The organism is Actinomadura sp. NPDC048955 (genome assembly GCF_040649435.1).
GTDB classification, from domain to species: domain Bacteria; phylum Actinomycetota; class Actinomycetes; order Streptosporangiales; family Streptosporangiaceae; genus Spirillospora; species Spirillospora luteofluorescens.
This window is the reverse complement of the sequence record NZ_JBEZJI010000043.1, coordinates 42,268-60,037: the sequence shown is the minus strand read 5'-3', so window position 1 is coordinate 60,037 and position 17,770 is coordinate 42,268. Positions and strand designations below refer to the sequence as shown.

At 70.7% G+C, this 17,770-nt stretch carries 16 protein-coding genes; 8 read left to right on the top strand and 8 right to left on the bottom strand.

Annotation, left to right across the window (positions count from 1 at the left end):
- Nucleotides 1-78: 78 nt before the first annotated feature.
- Complete coding sequence (locus tag AB0C84_RS31820) at nt 79-741, bottom strand: TetR/AcrR family transcriptional regulator (RefSeq protein ID WP_361073757.1); 663 nt, start codon at nt 739-741, stop codon at nt 79-81.
- Nucleotides 742-990: 249 nt separating this feature from the next.
- Between AB0C84_RS31820 and AB0C84_RS31815 the strand changes: the two genes are divergently transcribed.
- From AB0C84_RS31815 to AB0C84_RS31800, 4 genes are all read left to right on the top strand, one after another.
- Complete coding sequence (locus AB0C84_RS31815) at nt 991-2,367, top strand: MFS transporter (RefSeq protein ID WP_361073755.1); 1,377 nt, start codon at nt 991-993, stop codon at nt 2,365-2,367.
- Nucleotides 2,368-2,460: 93 nt separating this feature from the next.
- Nucleotides 2,461-2,934, top strand: coding sequence for an SRPBCC domain-containing protein (locus tag AB0C84_RS31810; RefSeq protein WP_361073753.1), 474 nt, complete (start codon nt 2,461-2,463; stop codon nt 2,932-2,934).
- Nucleotides 2,931-3,269 (top strand): metalloregulator ArsR/SmtB family transcription factor, encoded by a 339-nt coding sequence (locus AB0C84_RS31805; protein WP_361073751.1) that lies wholly within the window; start codon nt 2,931-2,933, stop codon nt 3,267-3,269. Before AB0C84_RS31810 ends, AB0C84_RS31805 begins: the two co-directional genes overlap by 4 nt.
- Before the next feature lie 100 nt (nt 3,270-3,369).
- Nucleotides 3,370-3,903 (top strand): pyridoxamine 5'-phosphate oxidase family protein, encoded by a 534-nt coding sequence (locus AB0C84_RS31800; RefSeq protein ID WP_361073749.1) that lies wholly within the window; start codon nt 3,370-3,372, stop codon nt 3,901-3,903.
- Nucleotides 3,904-4,307: 404 nt separating this feature from the next.
- On the opposite strand, the gene AB0C84_RS31795 is transcribed toward AB0C84_RS31800, so the two are convergent.
- Nucleotides 4,308-5,549, bottom strand: a complete 1,242-nt coding sequence (locus tag AB0C84_RS31795; RefSeq protein ID WP_361073747.1) for an MFS transporter — start codon at nt 5,547-5,549, stop codon at nt 4,308-4,310.
- A 100-nt stretch (nt 5,550-5,649) separates the two neighbouring features.
- On the opposite strand from AB0C84_RS31795, the gene AB0C84_RS31790 reads away from it, so the two are divergent.
- On the top strand, nt 5,650-6,735 hold the full coding sequence (locus tag AB0C84_RS31790) for a helix-turn-helix domain-containing protein (RefSeq protein WP_361073745.1): 1,086 nt from the start codon (nt 5,650-5,652) through the stop codon (nt 6,733-6,735).
- A 102-nt stretch (nt 6,736-6,837) separates the two neighbouring features.
- Here the strand turns inward: AB0C84_RS31790 and AB0C84_RS31785 are convergent, their stop codons facing one another.
- Nucleotides 6,838-8,442 carry an ATP-binding cassette domain-containing protein gene (locus AB0C84_RS31785; protein WP_361073743.1) on the bottom strand — a complete coding sequence of 535 codons (1,605 nt, stop codon included), beginning with the start codon at nt 8,440-8,442 and terminating at the stop codon, nt 6,838-6,840.
- A 73-nt stretch (nt 8,443-8,515) separates the two neighbouring features.
- Here AB0C84_RS31785 and AB0C84_RS31780 point away from each other — a divergent pair, with 73 nt between their 5' ends.
- Nucleotides 8,516-9,193, top strand: a complete 678-nt coding sequence (locus AB0C84_RS31780) for a TetR/AcrR family transcriptional regulator (protein WP_361073742.1) — start codon at nt 8,516-8,518, stop codon at nt 9,191-9,193.
- 261 nt (nt 9,194-9,454) lie between these two features.
- Here the strand turns inward: AB0C84_RS31780 and AB0C84_RS31775 are convergent, their stop codons facing one another.
- A complete protein-coding gene (locus AB0C84_RS31775; protein ID WP_361073740.1) occupies nt 9,455-10,186 on the bottom strand; it encodes an SDR family oxidoreductase in 732 nt (243 codons plus the stop codon).
- 95 nt (nt 10,187-10,281) lie between these two features.
- On the opposite strand from AB0C84_RS31775, the gene AB0C84_RS31770 reads away from it, so the two are divergent.
- Nucleotides 10,282-11,112: a LysR family transcriptional regulator gene (locus AB0C84_RS31770; protein ID WP_361073738.1), complete on the top strand. Its 831-nt coding sequence runs from the start codon at nt 10,282-10,284 to the stop codon at nt 11,110-11,112.
- 98 nt (nt 11,113-11,210) lie between these two features.
- On the opposite strand, the gene AB0C84_RS31765 is transcribed toward AB0C84_RS31770, so the two are convergent.
- Both AB0C84_RS31765 and AB0C84_RS31760 read right to left on the bottom strand, forming a co-directional pair.
- Complete coding sequence (locus tag AB0C84_RS31765) at nt 11,211-12,608, bottom strand: tetratricopeptide repeat protein (protein WP_361073736.1); 1,398 nt, start codon at nt 12,606-12,608, stop codon at nt 11,211-11,213.
- Complete coding sequence (locus AB0C84_RS31760) at nt 12,605-12,970, bottom strand: cupin domain-containing protein (protein ID WP_361073734.1); 366 nt, start codon at nt 12,968-12,970, stop codon at nt 12,605-12,607. Before AB0C84_RS31760 ends, AB0C84_RS31765 begins: the two co-directional genes overlap by 4 nt.
- Before the next feature lie 335 nt (nt 12,971-13,305).
- Between AB0C84_RS31760 and AB0C84_RS31755 the strand changes: the two genes are divergently transcribed.
- Entirely contained in the window at nt 13,306-13,725 is a 420-nt protein-coding gene (locus tag AB0C84_RS31755) for a hypothetical protein (protein WP_361073732.1), read from the top strand.
- 71 nt (nt 13,726-13,796) lie between these two features.
- Here the strand turns inward: AB0C84_RS31755 and AB0C84_RS31750 are convergent, their stop codons facing one another.
- Both AB0C84_RS31750 and AB0C84_RS31745 read right to left on the bottom strand, forming a co-directional pair.
- Nucleotides 13,797-14,819 (bottom strand): LLM class flavin-dependent oxidoreductase, encoded by a 1,023-nt coding sequence (locus tag AB0C84_RS31750; RefSeq protein ID WP_361073793.1) that lies wholly within the window; start codon nt 14,817-14,819, stop codon nt 13,797-13,799.
- 175 nt (nt 14,820-14,994) lie between these two features.
- Nucleotides 14,995-17,763, bottom strand: coding sequence for an AAA family ATPase (locus AB0C84_RS31745; RefSeq protein WP_361073730.1), 2,769 nt, complete (start codon nt 17,761-17,763; stop codon nt 14,995-14,997).
- Nucleotides 17,764-17,770 lie beyond the last annotated feature (7 nt).

The window sequence follows — 17,770 nt, the reverse complement described above, 5'->3', positions numbered from 1 at the left end:
TCCGATCATGCCTACGGACCGTCACATTCCGGTCACGGCGACATGGGGCGTATCGCCGGCGAGAGGTGGTCGAGGTGCTCAGGCGGGGGCGTCGCGGTAGGCGTAGTACGCCAGGAACATGTCAACTCCGGAATCGATCAGTCGATCGGTCGTGTTCGGGTCGAGCGTCGTCCCATAGGTGCCGTGGACCAGGTGCGGATAGAGCACGAGCGCGTAGAGCTGGAGGATGGCGGTCTCCATGTCCGGCATGGTCAGCCGGCCGGCGGTTATGAGGCGGTTGAACTCCGCCTCCAAGGCGGGGCGGGCGCGGTCGGGGCCGTGGTGGCGCCAAGCCGCGCCGAGTTCCGGGAATCGGCGGACCTCGCCGGCGACGAGGCGGCGCAGGGCCACCATGTCGGGGGAGGTCATGCTGTCCACCCAGGCATGGGCGGTCCATTTGAGCGCGGCCCGCAGGTCGTCGGACTCTTCCAGCCGCTGCGCGGTACCCGAGATGGCGTCGGCGAGAGCGTCTTGCAGAGCGTCGCCGATGACCGCGACGAAAAGGGTCTCCTTGCTGCCGTAGTGGTTGTAAACGGTGACCTTGGAAACACCCGCCTCGGCGGCGATGGCGTCCATCGCCGCGTCGAACCCGTCCCGGACGAACGCCGACCTGGCCGCCTGAATGATCACCTGTCGCTTGCGCGCCGCCCGGTCGCCGGCGAGAACGCGCGGAGACTCGCTGCGCTGAATGGGTGCCGGCATCGTCCGCTCCTTCGTCGTCGACGTCCAGCCTACCGGAACATGAACTGTACGGTTGAGTTCAACTGAACTGTTCCGTACAGTACAAGAGATCGACCCGCACCTCGACTCTCCTCATGAGCGTGGGCGACCAGACCGGAACACCGGAGTGACGCCATGCACGACACCTGTGATCGACCACAAGTCCACGACGCGGACGCTCGTCGTCCTGGTCGCTCCAAGACGGCTGCGCTGATCTTGCTGTCGTTCGCGATGCTGATCGTTTCTCTCGATCAGTACATCGTCGTCGTCGCGCTGCCGGACATCGGCCGCGAGCTCGGATACTCGGCGCGGACCCTGCAGTTGGTGGTCAGCGCGTACGCCGTCGCCTCCAGCGGATTCCTGCTGCTGGGCGGGCGCGCCGCCGACCTGCTCGGCAGGCGCCGGATGCTGGTCACCGGGCTCGCGCTGTACGCGGTGGCCTCGCTGGCCGGCGGGCTCGCGACCGGACCGGCGCCGCAGCTGGCGGCGCGAGCGGTTCAAGGGCTCGGCGGGGCACTGGTCTTCCCCAGCACGCTGGCGATCATCAACACCGCCTTCGCGGAGGGGCGCGACCGCAACCGAGCGCTGGGTGTCTGGGGTGGCTCCGGCGCGGCCGGGCTGGTGATCGGTGTGCTGCTCGGCGGCGCGCTCACCCGCATGCTCGGGTGGGAATCGGTCTTCTTCGTCAACGTCCCCCTGGCGGGAGGAGCGCTCATCGCGGCCTTTCGGCTCCTCGCGCCGGACGGGTCGCGGACGGCGGGACGGGTGTTCGATCTGCCGGGTGCTCTGACCTCCACCGGCGCGGTCACGCTGCTGCTCTTCTCCCTGGTCCAGGGACCGGCTCTCGGCTGGGACTCGCCCTGGACCCTCGGTATGGCGGCCGCGGGGCTCCTGCTGTTCGCGGTGTTCGCCGTCGTCGAGCGGCGCAGTCCCGACCCCCTTGTCCCCGTGAAGCTTCTCACCAACCGCGTTCTGGCCGTGGCGCTGGTAGTCGCTTTCATGTTCACGGCGACATTCGGAGCCCTCCTGTACTTCCTGTCCATCTACTTCCAGGACGTCCGCGGCTATGACCCTCTGCAGACCGGCGCGGCCTTCCTGCTCCCCACCGCGGTGGTGGTGGCGGGCTCGACGCTCGCCGGTCAGACGGTGACGCGCTTCGGGCTGAGGCGCACTCTCGTCGCCGCGCTCGCGATCGGTGCGGCCGGGGCGGTCGGCGTCGGCCTGGCCCTGTCGGCCGACGGCTCCTATGCCGCGCTCGTGCCGGGTCTCGTCGCGGTCAGCCTGGGGGACGGTGTCGTGTTCACCCTGATGTTCATCGCCGCCGGCACGGGGGTGGCCGACCACCGGCAGGGGGTCGCCTCCGGCATGGCCTCCACCAGTTCCGGAGTCGGCGCCGTCGTCGGCCTCGCCGCACTTGTTCTCGTCGCGAACGCCGGTACCGAGGGGCTCAGCGGTGAAGAACTGCGCGTCGCCACCGCCGAAGGCATACGCACCGCCGTTCTCGTCATCGCCGGAGGGATCGTCCTCACCCTGCTCGCCGCGCTCAACCTCCGTGGTCCCTCCGGCCACCCCCACCGATCCCAGGCCGACTCCGCCGCGTCGACCTAGTCGGCGGGGGCGAGGCGAACACCTGAGGGCAACCAAAGGTTGCGCATTGGGACCGGGTGCCGTAACGTAAGCGCAACCAAAGGTTGCGAATGGATGGACGGCATGGGTTACGACAGCATCGAGCGGGAACTCCACATCGAGGCCACGCCCGAGGTGGTCTACCAGGTCATCAGCAAGCCCGAGCACCTGCGGGAGTGGTGGCCGGACGAGGCGGAGATCGAGGCGGTGCCCGGCGCCCGCGGGGTCGTCTCGTTCGGCGACCCGAACGCACCGGATGCCAAGGTCGTGCCGCTGACGGTGATGGAGGCCGACCCGCCCAGGCGGTTCTCCTTCCGGTGGGCCTACGACCAGGGGGAGATCGCGGAGTCGGTCGACTCGCTGCTGGTGACCTTCGAGCTGGTCCCCTCGGGGACGGGGACGCTGTTGCGCTTCACCGAGACCGGATTCCGCGACAGGGACTGGCAGGAGGAGGTGCTGGTGGCCCAGTACGGCCAGCATGCCGCCGGATGGGACCACTTCCTGCCGCGCCTGGTCGCCTACGCTGTCCGGACGGTGTCGAAGCCGTGAGCGGACCCGTCGACGACGACCTGTGGTCGGCGGTGGGAGACCCGACCCGGCGTCGGATGCTGGACCTGCTGCTGGCCCAGGGCGGCGGCACCGCGACCAGACTGAGCCAGCAGTTGCCGGTCACCCGGCAGGCCGTCGCCAAGCATCTCGGTGTTCTCGAACGGGTCGGGCTGGTTCATGCCACCCCGTCCGGACGCGAGCGCCGTTACCAGGTCGACCAGACCCAGCTCGCCCGCGCCGTTGCTCAACTGTCGTCGGTCGGGGCCGCCTGGGACGCCCGCCTGCAGCGCATCAAGCAGATCGCCGAAGCGATCCAGCGCAGCCAGAACGGCTGACCCTTCTCAACGACCAGCACGTCGCCACGCACGTGGCGACGCTGAACAATCGCGCCCACACGTCAGGCAGGGCGCCGCGACGCAGGAAAGGCGGACGACCATGACCGCAGCCATGAGCACCGAGGACATCACCGAGGTCATGAACAGGCCGTACGCGCGGGAGTTGCTGGCCTCGCGCATCCCCGCCCGGCTCGCCTACACCGGTCTCGACCGCACCCCGCGGGTCGTGCCGTTGGGCTACGACTGGGACGGCGCCCGCATCACGGTCGCCAGCGCTGTCAGCTCGGCGAAGACCAAGGCTCTGCGGGCGACCCCCGACGTCGCGCTGACCATCGACAGCGAGGACTTCCCGCCGAAGGTGCTGCTGCTGCGCGGCACCGCGCAGGTCGACGTCGTCGCCGGCGTCCCGGACGTCTTCCTCCGGGCATCCAGGAGGCGGATGTCGGACGACCAATGGCCCGACTGGAAGGCCGGCGTGCACGCGCTGTACGACCAGATGGCGGTCATCACGATCACGCCCACCTGGGCCAAACTGCTCGACTTCGAAACCACCATCCCCAAGGCCGAGCAGGACATGATGCACGCCCGCGGCCACGACGCATCAGTTGCCGATGGAACCCTTTACCAGGACTGATGTCGGGCCGCCGCCGAGCAGGACCGCCGCCGGCGGCGCCGCCCGACGACCCGGCGCCACTATCGGCGCGGCGCCACACGGCCGCTCGATTCACGCGATCCCACGCAAACCTCACGCACCTCACCATGGCAACGCCGTCGGCGCCGTTTCCGCGGGCGCGAATACGACCCACGACAACCGCGTCGCCCTCGATGCCTGGACAATCGACCGCGTCATCGCGCGTGCTGTCGGCAACGCGGGGGATTATGTTGAGAGCCCCTCGATCCACCCCTCGGGCGGAGGCGTAGGGTCACCGACGAGGAAGATCGCCATGGTCGGCCAGCGTACGAGACGCGGGGCCACGGGCGAGGCTCCCGCCGGTGAACGTTCGTTGCTGTTCAAGCGGCCCGAGGCGGCTGCCGAGTTCACGAGCCCGTTCTCGCCGGGTGGCGGCTACCGCTGAGCCGTGTTCCCTGATCTTTCTCGGTGGCGACGGCCGAGGCGGACAGGAGCGTCGAAGCGGCGAGGCTGCCCCAGAGGGCGACAGGGCCGTGGGAGGCGAGAGAGGTCATGACAGCCGGGGAGACGGCGAGGCCGAAGCCGGTGGAGAGCTGGAAGCGGGAGAGGGCGCGTCCGAGGACGGGGGACGGGGCGAGGGCGGTGACGAGCGCGGTGGCGCTGCCGGCGTAGATGATCTCGCCGATGGCGCAGACCACGGAGACCGCGGCGACGGCCGGGGCGCTCCAGCGGTGTTCCGGCGACGTGGCCGCCAGGAAACCGAGGTAGGACGCGGCGAGCACCACGCCGGCCAGAGTCAGCACGGCCCGGCGGGAGAAGCGGGACATCAGGACGGTGACCGGGACCTGCAGGATGACCACCAGCACCGTGTTCGCCACGAAGATGGCCGCCGACCACAGCGGGGATGCGTGCAACTGGGTCACCAGGACCAGAGGCACCGCGATTTCGGGGACGTTGAGACAGAAGACGTAGACCACGTTGGCGGCCAGCAACGCACGCATCCGAGGTGCGGGCCCGCTGGCCCCGCCTTGGGACGGAACAGCGGCCGGATGCGCACGCAGGCGGACCGACCATGCCAAGGCCGCCGCGGCGAGATAGGCGAGCCCGGTGACGGCGGCCAGCGCCTGCAGCGCTGTGGTGCCGCCCGTAAGGCATGCGGTGGCGAGGAGGGCGCCCGCGCCCAGGCCGGCGTTGCGCAGGGCGCGGCCTCCCGCGAGAGCGGCGTCGCGTTCGCGGCCGTGGGCGACCGTGGCCACGAGGGCGGCGTGGGCGGCAGGCCATGCCTGGTTGCCGATGCCGAGGAAGAGCGCCGCCGTCGCGAACAGCCAGACGTGCCCTGCGGGGGCGGCCAGCAGCAGCGCCACGCCCAGCACCCGCACCAGCATCGACGCCGCCACGACCGTGCTGCGTGCGCCCCGGTCCAGCCAACGGCCGACAGCGGGCATGCACACCAGACCCACGACGATGCCGGCCGTCATGGCGATGCCGGTGGCCGACGCGGACAGCCTCAGCACCATCACCCCGTAGAGCAGCAGGAAGGGCCGTAGCAAGCCGGTGCCGAGCGCGTCCACGGCCAGGGCGATGGCATAGCGGGGGCCTCCGGAGGCGCGGAGGAGGGCGCGCGCATGGATCTTGGTGGTGGTCGCCATGGCGTCCACGGTGCGTTCGGCCGCCCGGCCCACCCATGCCGGTTGACGAATACCGTCAACCGGGACGGTCGTCGGCCATCCAACCAGCGAGGATGTGGGGATGACGTTGAGGATCGACATCGGCGGCCTGCCGTCCGGGGGACTGCGGTTCGCCGCCTCCCCGCTGGCGGAGCTGACCGCGATGCTGCACGTGCTGGCCGAACCCGGGCATCACCCGCAGCTCGCCGGCTGGGCCGGAGGCGTCTGGGCCGGGCTGCGACCGGAGCTGGCCGAGCGGCTCAGGGAGGCGGAGTTCCTCTGGCGTTCCTCACGGGCGGACTTCCTGGTGCCCGCTCGTCCCCGGCCGACCCTCGCCGAGGAGTTGGACGAGGTGGACCGGATCGATGACGAAACCTATGTGACCGCCGCGCTCATCACCACGTGCGGCAGCAACCGGGTCCACTTCGCCGCACCGTCGCCGCTCGCCGACGCGGCGGCGCGCGATCGGGCCCTGGACCTTGCCCAGGCCCGCGGCGCGCTCCAGGAGGCGTTCGCGGAACGGTTGCTCGCGGACCCGGCCGGCGTGCGAACCCGGGTGCGCGGCACCCTCGAACAGTGCGCCGAGGCCTTCTTCGACCTGGCCTGGACGGACGTCGCCGTGCGACTGGCCACCGACCTGCGTCTGAAGAACGACCTGCTGAAGCAGCAGGGCATCGGGGCGGCGCTGGCGTCGGTCTCCAGCGCCGTGACCCTGGCGCCGGACGGCGACCACATCATCGTGGACAAGCTGCAGGACAGCGCGACCACCGCCCGCGGCACCGGGGTCACCTTCCTCCCCAGCGTTTTCGGCCGCCCGCACCTGGTGGCGGTCTACGCGCCCGGATGGCAGCCGGTGGTGCAGTACCCCGTCGCCGAGGCGAGTCCATCGGAACCGGTATCGCTGGAAACGGTCACGCTGCGTCTGGAGGCGCTCGCCCATCCGGTCCGGCTGCGGCTGCTGCGCACCCTGGCCCGAGGCCCGCACACCACCGGTGAGCTGGCCCACGCTTGGGGACTCTCGCCCCCGGAGGTTTCCCGCCACCTCGCCGTCCTGCGCCGCGCAGGTCTGCTCACGGCCCGACGGCAGGGCCGTTACGTCCGCTACACCGCCAATTTGACCGACCTGACCGCCCTGGGAGCCGACCTACTGGCGGCCGTCCTGCGCTGACCAGCTTCGATCCCCGAACACGGGCAACCGGGATCCCGAAACGGAACAACGCCGAGAAGTCACCTCAGGCGGGCAGCGGCGGCGGGGTGGTCAGAGCGGGCTTCAGGCTTGTTCTGTCTCATGCGTCCGGTTCATTGGCTCCCATGTCGGAGTGGCACGGTGGTGGACATTTCCGTCCGGCTCGAAGACCAGGTAGCGGTCGAAGTCTTGGGCGAACCAGCGGTCGTGCGTCACGGCCAGGACGGTGCCCTGGTAGGCGGTCAGGCCGTCCTGCAGAGCTTGGGCGCTGGCGAGGTCGAGGTTGTCGGTCGGCTCGTCCAGCAGAAGGAGGGTGCAGCCGGACAGCTCCAGCAGCAGGATCTGCAGGCGTGCCTGCTGACCGCCGGACAGGGTCTGGAAGGGCTGGCGTCGCGTGGGGGCGAGTTCGTATCGGGCCAGTGCGCGCATGGCGTCGTTCAGGGTCGTCCCGAAGTCGGTCGTGATGATTTCGGCAGGGCCGCGGTCACGCAGGTCGGGGCGCGTGTGGGTCTGGACGAAGTGGCCGGGAGCGACGCGGGCGCCCAGCCTCGCCGTGCCCTGATGGGGGACTGAGGACGGGTCGGCGAGCAGCTTGAGGAACTGTGACTTGCCCGACCCGTTCGCGCCGAGGACGGCGACGCGCTCGCCGTACCAGACCTCCAGGTCGAACGGCTCGGTCAGGTCGGCGACCGCGAGTCCTTCGCAGACCACGGCGCGTTTCCCGGTGCGTCCGCCGCGCAGGCGGACCCGGATGTTCTGCTCGCGCGGCGGCGGCTCCGGCGGCCCCGCCTCCTCGAAGCGGGCCAGGCGGCTGCGGGCGGCCTGGTAGGTCGAGGCGACGGCGTCGTTCGCGGCGGCGCGCTGGCGCAGGGCGTGGACCGAGCGGCGCAGCCGGGCATGCTCCTCGTCCCAGCGGCGGCGCAGTTCGTCCATGCGGGCGGCGCGGTCGCGGCGCGCGGCCGGGTAGGTGGCGAAACCGCCGCCGTGCACCCAGACGGTGCCGGACTCGACGGTGATGATCCGGTCGGCGGCCCCGGCGAGCAGGCGGCGGTCGTGGGAGACCAGCAGCACGGTCTTGGTGGTGGCTCGCAGCCGTTCCTCCAGCCATTGCTTGCCGGGGATGTCCAGGTAGTTGTCCGGCTCGTCGAGCAGCAGGACCTCATCGGGTCCGCGGAGCAGCGTCTCCAGCATGAGCCGTTTCTGCTCGCCGCCGGACAGGGTGCCCGCGGGCCGGTCGCGGACGCTTTCGTACGGCAGGCCGAGGGCCAGGGTCGTGCAGGCGTCCCAGACGACTTCCAGGTCGTAGCCGCCGGCCTCGGTGAAGTCGCTGATGGCCTGGGCGTAGGCGATCTGGGTCTCTGGGGCGTCGGTCAGCGCGGCTTCGGCGCGTGCGAGCGCGCCGGTCGCCCCCCGGATCCGCGGCGGTGCGACCGACAGGAGGAGGTCGCGGACGGTGCGGTCCTCCGCAGTGAACTGGCGCATCACACCGAGGCCGCCCGTGTTGGCGACCTTCCCCGCGGAAGGGGCCAATTCCCCGGCGATGAGCCTGAGCAGGGTCGTCTTGCCGCCGCCGTTCGGTCCGACCAGGGCCGCCTTCGCGCCCTGCCCCACACGGAAGGACACCTCGCGCAGCAAGGGCCGTCCATCGGGCAGCGCATAGGCCAGGTCGCTCACATCGATGTGCCCCACGAACCACCTCTGAACGATGATCGGGTGACTAGGCCATTGATCCGGTACTCGTTCACCGTACTAGGCTGGGCGGATGGGGACGAGCCGAGCGGGCGACATCTGGTTGAAGCAGCCGCGCGGACGGCGGGAGGCGCCGCCGCTGTCGCGGGAACGCATCGTCGCCGAAGCGGTCGCGCTCCTGGACGAGGAGGGCGCGGACCGGCTGACCATGCGGCGGCTGGCCGAGCGGCTCGGCACCGGCTCGACCACGCTGTACTGGCACCTGGACACCAAGGACGACGTGCTCGACCTGGCCCTCGACAGGGTGTTCGCCGAGGCCGAGGTGCCGCCGGCGACCGACGACTGGAGCGCCGACGTCACCGCGATGGTGGAGCGGTGGCGTGCGGTGATGCTCCGGCACCGATGGACCGCGACGCTGATGGGCCGGCCGATGCTCGGCCCGAACGTCCTCACGCGCACCGAGTTCCTGCATGCGGCCCTGCAACGCGCCGGGCTCACGGGCGCGCCGCTGACCGCCGCGGCCTACGGACTGTCGCACTTTGTGATCGGGGCCGCGATCAGCCAGCTGTCCTGGCACGGCGGGGACGAGCCGTCCACCCGCGACGCCGCCGACAAGATCCTCGCGGCCCGGCGCGAGACGTATCCGACGCTGGCCGCGCATGGTCATCCCAGCGACAACGACTGGGACGACGCGTTCCACCGCGGCCTGGGATACCTGATCGACGGAATCCGCGCGAACGGCACCGGGTAGCCGGCGCCGCATCTTCGGCGGCCCACGCTGCGCCGTCGCTTCCGGCGCTCGGGGTCTTGGTCAGGCCGGAAGGAGACCCGCCCCCGACTCGGGGGTGTCGGGGGCGGGGCTCGAGCATGGGGCGGTCCGCAGTCCGGTCGGGCGCACCCCGCCGACGGTCACGGTGGGGTTTCCGTGGCCGTCGTCTACCACTCAGCGTTCTGGATGTCCGAAACGTCACTCATGCCCCCGGTCCAGCCGCCGGGCAGCGGAGCCGACGGGTTACCAGGGCACCACGCCGGCGTCTTCGAAGAAGGAGCCGGTGGGGCCGTTGTCGGGCAGGGTGGCCAGGTGGATGGCTACGGCGGCGCCTTGTTGGGCGGTGCGGACGCCGCGGAAGCCATTGAGATCGGTTGCGCAGTAGCCGGGGCAGGCGGCGTTGATCAGGATGTTGGTGTCGTGCAGTTCCTTGGCGTATTGAAGGGTCACGGCGTTGAGGAAGGTCTTGGAGGGCGAGTAGGCGGCGGAGATCGGGCCTACGGCCTCCACGCTGGACTGAGAACTCTGGCGGGTGAGAGACCCGACGCTGCTGGACATGTTCACGATTCGTGGTGCGGCGGACCGCCTGAGCAGCGGCAGCATGGCGTTGGTGACGCGGATGACGCCGATCACGTTGGTCTCCACGACCGTTCGCATGGTCGCGGGGTCGACGGTCGTGGGCGTCTGCGGCATTCCGCCGGTCACCCCGGCGTTGTTGACCAGCACGTCGAGCCGTCCGAAACGCTCGGAGACCAGGGAGGCCGCGGCGGCGACGCTCTCGTCGGAGGTCACGTCGAGGGGTACCGCGAACGCGTCGACCCCCTCGGCGCGGAGTTTCTCGACGGCCTCCGAGAGCCGCTCCGGGGACCTGGCCCCCACGCCGACGGTGTGGCCAAGGGCGCCCAGCCCGACGGCGATCTCGTATCCGATTCCCTTGTTGGCGCCGGTGATCAGCGTGATCGTCTGTTCGCTCATACCCGAAATCCTGGCCGCTCGGCCGAAAACACTCCAACACCGCCTGGGTAGCGTTCGATACCTCACGGGTATTGATCCCCGGGTACGGTGAGAGCATGGAGACGCGGGAGTTGCGGTACTTCGTCGCCGTCGCCGAGGAATTCCATTTCGGCCGCGCCGCCGAGCGCCTCGGGATCGCCCAGCCGCCCCTCTCACGGGCGATCAAGCAGCTGGAACGCCGCCTGGGCGTTCAGCTTCTCGAACGTACCAGCCGTACCGTCGAACTCACCGAGGCCGGAAAGGTCCTGCTCAGGGAGGGCCAGGCTGCCCTCGACGCGGTCGACGCCGCCGCCCGCCGCACCCGCCGCGCCGCCGCCGGGGAGCCGAAACTGGTGCTGGTCACCAAGGCCGGGGCGTCGAGTGAACTGCTGCCGAAGCTCCTGGACGCCTACGCCGCCGAGCCCGGCGCGGTCGCCGTCGAGGTCCTGCTGTGCGGGATCGGAGAGCAGGAGCGGCTGCTCCGCGACGGCCGGGCCGACGTTGGCCTGCTGCACAGGCCGTTCGACTCGACGACCGGCCTGGACATCGAGGAGCTGAGCACCGAGGGCCAGATCCTGGTCCTGCCGAAGGGGCATCCCCTCGAAGGCCGTACGGACCTGCGCATGGCCGACATCGCCGGCCTTCCGCTGCCACGCTGGCCGCACTGCGACGGCGGCTACCCCGACGGCCCGGGACCCGAGGTGCACGACCACGCCCAGCTCTTGCAGCTGATCGCGCTGGGCAGGGCGGTGGCCCTCCTGCCGGAGACCGCCCGGATCCATCTCCGCCGCGACCTCGCGTTCGTGCCGATCCTGGACGCGCCGACCGTCACCACCGTGATCGCCTGGCCGCCGCACAGCCGGTCCCTGGCCCTCGCCGGGCTGATCCAGACGGCCACCCGCCTTTAGAGCGGGAGCCATGTGGCGAGGCCCTTTCATCGCTCACATGTTCACTGAGTTATCGCGCATGCCTCTCGTGATAATTGTGGATTGTCGCTATCCGTTTCTTAGGGCTGGCGCAGTTTCGCGGCGTGCGATCGGGCGGTGGTCGCGGTGGCCGCGTCGCCGAGTGCTTCGGCCACGTCGGCGTGCTTGAGCCAGTTGAACGGGCTGGACGGTCGTACGCTGATCCGCTCGCTGACCAGGACGCGGGCCAGATCGAGGCGGCCGGAGCGGAGGGCGGCCTCCAGCAGGGTCTTCTGCACCGCGTCGCGCTGCGCGTGGCTGCCGCCGAATTCGTTGACGTGGTGCCTGATGGGGGCGAGGAGGTCGACGGCGGTGGTGTGGTCTCCGCGGCCGAAGGCCACCAGAGCGCGGCAGACCGGAAGGCCGACGCGTGCGGTCATCGCCTGGTTGGTGACGTCGGGCAGGGGAGCGGCCAGGTAGGCCTCGCGGTCGGTGATCAGCCGGTCGGCGTCGCTGAAGCGGCCGGCGCCGACGAAGGCCATCACCGCGTGCATGTCATTGAACGCGTAGAAAGGCTCCTGGGCTTTCGACGCCCATGCGTCGGCCAAGGCGTTCCACCTTGCGTTCTGGTCATCGCCTTCGAGAAGCAGGCGCCAGAGCAGGGCGGCGGCGTCCAGCAGTTCCATCGCGGTGCCTGTCGACTCCGGGCCGTGGAGTACGGCGTCGTAGATCTCCAGGGCCCGGGCCGTGTCTCCGGCCTCCAGTGCGTAGAGCGCGTAATGCCACCATGCGTGCACGTTGAAGAACGTGCCGGTCGACCAGTCGGTCAGACGTTCGTCCAGGTAGGTGGTTCCTCGCCGGAAACGGCCTTGCATTTCGTAGGTGTGAACGACCGCGTGGATGCCCCAAACGTCCTGGGGGTCGAGTTCGACCGCGCGCAGCCCGACCTCTTCCGATCGGTCGTAGTGCCCGGCCTCCTCCAGCCCGAAGGCGTACATGCCGAGCAGTTGGCCGAAGTGCCGGTCGGTCTCGCTCCATGCCGTCAGCGCACCGCCGACCCGGTCGCGCAACGCGCGGGCGTCCCCGGTGAAGTAGTCGATCTGATGGCCGACGAACAGCGCGAGGACGTCGCGCGGATACTCCTCGCTGATCTTGCCGAGCAAGCGGCCGCAGCCGGGGAAGTCGCCTTCCAACAGGCGGTCGACCGCCGCGACGTGTGCTCGCTCCCGGGGGAGGAGCCCGGAGCCGTCCACGCGCGACCGGAACTGTCGGAAATGCTCCGCCGCGGCCCGCGCGTTCTCGGGCTCGGTGCTCAGCAGTTGGAGGTATGCCGAAAGGACGTTGCCCAGCGGGAAGTCGGGATCCGCTTCGAGTGCCTGCTTCGCTTCGGTGTCGACCTCCGGGCGGAAGTGCAGCAGTTCATGGATGGCGTTGTCGTAGTGTTCGAGTGCGGTGCGGCTTCCCGTACCGATGGCCTGCCCGTGCTCGTCGGTCCTCATGGCTGTCCGGGGTCCGCCGGACGCTCGACGTGCGCCCACAGGCTGGGCAGGTTGACCACGATTCCCTCCTGCGTGCTGCGGGCGATGACCACGACTGCCTCCTCGTCGGGGGAGGGGTTCTCTTCACGGTGCGGGACATAGGGCGGGACGAAGATGTAGTCGCCAGGCCGGGTCTCGACTCGGACCTCCTCGGTGCCTTCGGCGAAGACGAAGACCGGGCGGCCGGAGACGATGTAGATCGCCGTTTCCGCCTCGCCGTGGTGATGGTCGCCGGAACTGGTCGCGGGCCCGACGTGGGTGCGGCCCATCCAGAGCCGTTCCGAGCCCACCCTCCTGCCTGAGATCGCCTCGTACCTTCGCATTCCCGATGTCTGTGCGGTGTCGGGGTCCAGGTCGGCGCCGCGGACATGCTCGATGCGGCCATGCCAGGCAGCCGTCCCCCATGCGTGATTAGTCACTTGTGTCCCTTTTTGGCCGTTCCGATGGGGAACCCCGGCGTGGCCCGGGTTCCTCGCGCCGTGCTCGTGGTCGTCGCCGGCGGCACAAAGCGGCAGTGATCTCCGCGGGCTTGTGCACCGTCCAGTCCGAGAGGGCGCGGAGTGTAAGCGGAAGAGATTCTTGTGAGGACGATTCAGCCTTGCATGCGATAAACCGTCCGGGCAACGGGCCCCGCCGGGTGGCCTGGGGGAGTACCTGAGTGGCTGGCAGTCGTGGGAATACCCAACGCGGGTTTCGCAGCTGCCCGCGGGCGAGCGGGTTCTCGGTCTCGGGCGAGCATCTCGCGCACGACCGCGCCTGGCTCTATGTGCTCCTGGGCGGCCCGATCGTGGGCACCGCGACGATCGCGGCGGTCCTGGCCGCCTACAGCTCCGAGATCTACCCGACGCGGATTCGCTCGCGCGGGTCGGGGCTGTCGGCGGGCGTCGGCAAGCTGGGCGGCGTCGCCGTCACGGTCGTGCTGGTGGCGGGCGCGACGGTGCCGTCGATCAACACGACCGCGCTGCTCGGGGCGGTTCCGCTGCTGCTCGCTGTACTGGTCGTCGCGGTGTTCGGCGTGGACACCAAACGGACCGCCGGCGCCGCCGAGGGCACGGCCGTCCAGCCTGCCGACGCCTGACACACCGGCCAGGACCCAACGGTCGACCCTGCCCGACAAGCCAGCGGTGCCCAGATGCGCTGGCTGTGGCTTCAGCGCCAGCCGAGTTCGGGTGCGACGTGGGTCAGGATGTTCTCCAGGACGTGTGCGTTGTAGTCCACGCCGAGCTGGTTGGGGACCGTGAGCAGGAGTGTGTCCGCGGCCTGGATGGCCTCGTCGTCTGCGAGCTGCTTGACCAGCACGTCCGGTTCGGCCGCGTAGGAGCGCCCGAAGATGGCCCTGGTGTTCTCGTCGATCATCCCGATGTGGTCGTCAGAGTCGGCGTTGCGGCCGAAGTAGGCACGGTCGAGATCGCTGGTCAGCGCGAAGATGCTGCGGCTGACCGACACGCGCGGCTCGCGTTGGTGCCCGGCGTCCTTCCACGCCTGCCGGTAGGCCTCGATCTGCTTGCGCTGCTGGACGTGGAGCGGCTCGCCGGTCTCGTCGTCCTTGAGCGTGGAGCTTTGCAGGTTCATGCCCAGCTGGCCCGCCCACACGCTGGTGGCGTTGGAACCCGAGCCCCACCAGATGCGGTCGCGCAGTCCCTCGGAGTGCGGTTCGACACGCAGGAGCCCGGGCGGGTTGGGGAACATCGGCCGCGGGTTCGGCTGGGCGAAGCCCCTGCCCTGCAGCACCGTGAGCAGGACCTCGGTGTGCATGCGCGCCATGTCGGCATCGGTGTCGCCCTCGGACGGCTCGTACCCGAAGTACCGCCACCCGTCGACGACCTGTTCCGGTGATCCCCGGCTGATGCCGAGCTGCAGCCGTCCACCGGAGATCAGGTCGGCGGCCCCGGCGTCCTCGGCGAAGTACATCGGGTTCTCGTAACGCATGTCGATCACGCCCGTGCCGATCTCGATGCGCGAGGTCTTCGCGCCGATCGCGGAGAGCAGCGGAAAGGGCGAGGCCAGCTGCCTGGCGAAGTGGTGCACCCGGAAGTAGGCGCCGTCGGCGCCCAGTTCCTCCGCGGCCACGGCGAGCTCGATCGACTGCAGCAGGGCGTCCGCCGCCGACCGGGTCCGCGACCCCGCGGTGTCACTCCAGTGACCGAACGAGAGAAAACCGATCTTCTTCACACCCACGTCAACCGTCTCAGCGCCCACGAGATTCCAGCACGGCCGGCCACACGCCCACCCCGCGCTCCTCGACCGTCGCACCTCAAGAACAGCGCGATCACCCGGCATCGGCCGAGAGACCGGCCAGATCCTCGACGATCAGGCCTCATCGGGACTCGTCCCTGCGCATCCCGTCTCATTGCGATCGGGGGTCGCTGGGCAGGACGCGGTCGAGTTGGCTGCGGGAGGTGATGCCGAGCTTGGTGAAGACCTTTCGCAGGTGGTACTGGACGGTGTGCGCGCTGATGTAGAGGCGGGTGCCGATCTCGGGGTTGGACAGCCCGTCGCGGGCCAGGCGGGCGATCTGGGCCTCTTGGGCGGTCAGTTCCTGCTGCCTGGTGGGCCGGGCGCGTTGGTGGGCGGTCGCGCCGGTGGCCCGGAGTTCGCGTCGTGCCCGTTCGGCGAATCCCGCCATGCCCATGGTTTCGAGCATGTCGTGGGCGGTGCGCAGTTGCTCGCGTGCGTCGAGGCGGCGGCGTCGGCGGCGGAGCCATTCCCCGTACAGGAGGTGGGCGCGGGCGAGGTCGAGGCGGAGCCGGGTCTTGCCGAGGCGGGCGATCGACTCGCGGTACAGGCGGTCGGCCGTCTCACCCTCGGTCAGCAGCGCGCGCGAGCGGGCCAGAACGCCCAGTCCCCAGTCGGTTTCGGTGGCGCCGGCCATCTCCTCGAGACGGTCGCCGGCCCATGCCGCGGCTTCGGCCATGCCGGTGCGGGCGGCCGCCTCGATGAGTTCGGGTACCGCCCAGACGAGCGAGCCCAGGTCGTCGTCGAAGGCGCAGGCGCGTTGCGCCGCCGCGGCGGCCTTGTCGTAGCGGCCGAGGCCGTTGTTGAGCATCGCGTTCGCCCATTGGGCGAAGGTGATCCCGACTCCCTCCCCGCGCCGGGCGGCGTCGTCCACGGTGGCGTCGATCAGGGCCAGTGCTCTGGTCTCATCGCCGCGGAGCGCGGCCAGGCCGAAGGCGCCGTAGGGCGCGAGCCCGCTTCCGGTCGCCTCTTTGACCGTCTGGATCTCGTCGGTCAGCGTCACCGCGGCCGTCAGATCGCCGGCGAGCAGCAGTGCGTAGGTACGTGAGGTCAGGGCGAGTGGAAGCTCGCTGAGCGCTCCGGTCTCGCGGGCCAGCCGGACATGGCGGACGGAGAGCGCGTCCCAGCGGTCGTAGTCCCAGACTCGCAGCGCCGCCGAGGTGGACGCCAGCCACAGCCAGTGCAGTTCCTCTTCGGCCGACATGCCGTCACCGAAGACGGCCAGGGACTCGCGCAGCAGCGGGAAACCCGCCGCATACCCCTCGTTGAAATGTGCGGTCAGGCCGTCCAGGAGCAGGTCGGGTGCGCGCGGGGCGTGTGCTGCCGGCGGAGCCGTACGGGCCTGGCGGGCCACCTCCAGGATGCCGCTGCCGGGTTCGGCCAGCCGACCGGTGAAGATCGCGGCCGAGATCGCGTCGAGGTACGTCGCGCGGGACAGCTCAGGGTCGACGGGTTCGAGTTTCTCGGCCGCCTTCAGCAGGAGCGGCGGGGCTTGCGCCCCTCGGCTGGTGATGAACGCGAGCTGGGCTCGCATCAGGTCGATACTCGCCCGCTGGTAGCGGCCGAGCGGCCCGGATTCCGCCATGGCCAGCAGATCCCGCGCCGCGTCGAGCGCACCCGCCTGGATCTTGGCTTGGGCGGCGGCCAGCGCCCGCTCGGCTCGTCGCGCCGGATCGAGCGTGAGTGCGGCCGCCTGGTTCAGGAACGCGGCCGCCGCGGCGAGGCCGCCGCGCGCGAGCGCTCGCCCGGCCGAGCGTTCCAGCTCGGTCGCGATGTCCTCGTCCGGGCCGGGGGCCGCTCGCGCCTGGTGCCAGGCGCGCCGGTCGGGATCGAGCTGCTGGTCGGTGACTTCGGCCAGGGCCTGGTGCGCCCGCTGCCTGTCGTGGGTGGACGCCGAATGGTAGGCGGCGGAGCGGGCCAGCGGATGGCAGAACCGTACGCGGGTGCCGAGCTCGGCCAGGCCGGCGTCGGCCGCGGGTGCCGCCGCGCCGGCGCCGATCCCGAGCCTGGCGGCCGCTCTCCAGACCAGCGCCGGATCGCCGGTCGGGTCGGCCGCCGCGAGTGACAGCAGCCGCCGGGTCTGGTGCGGAAGCGCGCCGATGCGCCGCCGGAAGCCTTCCTCGATGCTGCCCGCGAGCGGTGCCGGGCCGGGGAGGCCGAATCCGCCGGCCAGTTCCGCCGCGGTCAGGCCTCGCGGCAGCTCCAGGAGCGCCAGCGGGTTGCCGCGCGTCTCGGCGATGATCTGGTCCCTGATCCGCCCGTCGATCGGCCCGGTCAGTACCGAATCCAGCAGCGTGCGCGCGCCCTCGTCCCGCAGGCCGGGGACCGCCAGCTCCGGCAGCCCCGCGAGGTCGACGCTCGGCGTCCGGGCCGCGAACACCAGGCCGACCGATTCCGATCCCAGGCGCCGGGCGGCGAACGCGAGGGCCTGCGCCGAGGCCTGGTCGAGCCACTGCTCGTCATCGACCAGGCACACCAGCGGCCGTTCCTCGGCGACCTGGGACAGCAGGCTGAGTACGGCAAGGCCGATCAGGAACCGGTCCGGCGGCGGCCCGGTGTTCAGGCCGAACGCGGTGCGCAGCCCATCGCGCTGCGGCGGCGGCAGGTCCTCCAGCCGATCCAGCATGGGCGTGCACAACTGGTGCAGTCCGGCGAACGCCAGTTCCATCTCCGACTGGACGCCGGCGGCGCGCGCCACCCGGCAGCCCGGGGCGTGCTCGGCCAGGTAGTCGAGCAGGGCCGTCTTGCCCACACCGGCCTCGCCATGCAGCACCAGCGCCCGGCTTTCACCGACCTGCACGATCGCCGCGACCAGCTGGTCGAGCGCTCCGCATTCGGCGTGACGGCCGGTCAAGTCCGCGTCGCCTCCGGGCAGATGCACGGCTGCC

Coding starts and splice junctions, on each gene's coding strand:
- AB0C84_RS31770 (WP_361073738.1), top strand. CDS start 10,282: ATGGAGACGCGGGAGTTGCGGTACTTCGTCGCCGTCGCCGAGGAATTC.
- AB0C84_RS31810 (WP_361073753.1), top strand. CDS start 2,461: ATGGACGGCATGGGTTACGACAGCATCGAGCGGGAACTCCACATCGAG.
- AB0C84_RS31775 (WP_361073740.1), bottom strand. CDS start 10,186: ATGAGCGAACAGACGATCACGCTGATCACCGGCGCCAACAAGGGAATC.
- AB0C84_RS31790 (WP_361073745.1), top strand. CDS start 5,650: ATGACGTTGAGGATCGACATCGGCGGCCTGCCGTCCGGGGGACTGCGG.
- AB0C84_RS31820 (WP_361073757.1), bottom strand. CDS start 741: ATGCCGGCACCCATTCAGCGCAGCGAGTCTCCGCGCGTTCTCGCCGGC.
- AB0C84_RS31815 (WP_361073755.1), top strand. CDS start 991: ATGCTGATCGTTTCTCTCGATCAGTACATCGTCGTCGTCGCGCTGCCG.
- AB0C84_RS31780 (WP_361073742.1), top strand. CDS start 8,516: ATGGGGACGAGCCGAGCGGGCGACATCTGGTTGAAGCAGCCGCGCGGA.
- AB0C84_RS31795 (WP_361073747.1), bottom strand. CDS start 5,549: ATGGCGACCACCACCAAGATCCATGCGCGCGCCCTCCTCCGCGCCTCC.
- AB0C84_RS31800 (WP_361073749.1), top strand. CDS start 3,370: ATGACCGCAGCCATGAGCACCGAGGACATCACCGAGGTCATGAACAGG.
- AB0C84_RS31765 (WP_361073736.1), bottom strand. CDS start 12,608: ATGAGGACCGACGAGCACGGGCAGGCCATCGGTACGGGAAGCCGCACC.
- AB0C84_RS31760 (WP_361073734.1), bottom strand. CDS start 12,970: ATGCGAAGGTACGAGGCGATCTCAGGCAGGAGGGTGGGCTCGGAACGG.